This window comes from Gilliamella sp. BG2 (assembly GCF_046635645.1).
GTDB classification, from domain to species: Bacteria; Pseudomonadota; Gammaproteobacteria; order Enterobacterales; family Orbaceae; genus Gilliamella; species Gilliamella bombi.
On record NZ_JBIDFF010000036.1, the window covers coordinates 11,091 to 12,316 of the forward strand.

General features: G+C 42.0%; 1 protein-coding gene. It reads left to right on the top strand.

Features of this window, described 5'->3' with window-relative positions; translation table 11 throughout:
• Positions 1–1,226, top strand: a 1,226-nt coding sequence (locus ACGH6Q_RS11095; RefSeq protein ID WP_411592832.1) for a hypothetical protein, incomplete at both ends; no start/stop codon positions are given.

Genomic DNA, 1,226 nt, shown 5'->3' on the forward strand with positions numbered 1-1,226 from the left:
GCGCACAGGCAAACCTATGTCTTAAATTTATCAAATAACCCTATTCGACGAGTTTTTACCCGAAACTTATTTATATCATCGAAATTATCCACAAAATTATTTTCAAAAATCCCATTGGCATTAGTGCCGTTGTTGTTATTGCCGTACTCTTTAGAATCGCAGGCATTATCGGCCACGACTTCTGAGCGCATTCATGGTACTGCGCCTTATTTAACTTTTGATGGTGGTGTTACTAAAGTGACTAAAACAGAGGACTTATTAGGTATTAAGTTATCAGATGGTCGAACATTCACATCGCAAAATAATTCTTCATCACCAACAGCGCCAATCAAGTTACCTAATGTAGGGGATACCTTGGCTGATATTGAAATGATAGTCCCGCCATTAAGCGACTCAATAAATATAAATGACTTAGTGGCACAAGGTAAATGGAGAGACGATGATGGAGATGGTCAGGGTACAAATGGTGTTACTGCAACAGGGAGTATATCGTTAGCAATAAAGGATAAAAACGGTAGCACGGTTAATCGTAGTGATACATTAAGTCTATGTAATGCACCTTATAAGGTAACTTTAAGTAGTACTGGAGGGAATTTAGCTACGCAGTATGGTGAGCCAAGAAGTAGTACTTTTAGTGGAGGAACAGCGGAGTATTATATCACTTTGCCATCACCGCCCGTTATTTGTGCGGTCAGGCCAAATCTTTATTATGGCACAGGCCGCTATGCCGGCCCAGCTAACATATGGAATCCAGCTAAGGGCTTTTTAGTTCAGTCAACAAACCCATCATCTTACGACAGAAACTTTCCTACTACAGGAGCAGATGGATTGTATTTTGATTTGCTTATTGCTGGGGTAGATGCAAGTCAGTTGAGTTGGACAGTTAACACAAGAGGTAGTTTGGGAGCAACGGTGAGTAGGGTTGGTTCAAACACACGGGTAACGTTAAATGGTCCTAAGGCAAGTAGTAGTCAGATAAGCTCAAGTAATCCTGGTTCACTTACACGTCCAGTTTTGCCACAGACCTTCGAGTTGGTGGGAAGGGATAGTAGTGGTAATGAGGTTCGGTATGGTTTTAAGTTAAAGCAGTGGTTCGTCCATCGGGGTGATGAATATGGTACCGTTTCAGCTCAAACAGCATGGTGTAATAGTTTGGGTTATCGGATGCCTGCGGTAAGTGATTTAACCAATGCGGTCAGAAGAGCTAGTCCTCCTATTTCAGGCGC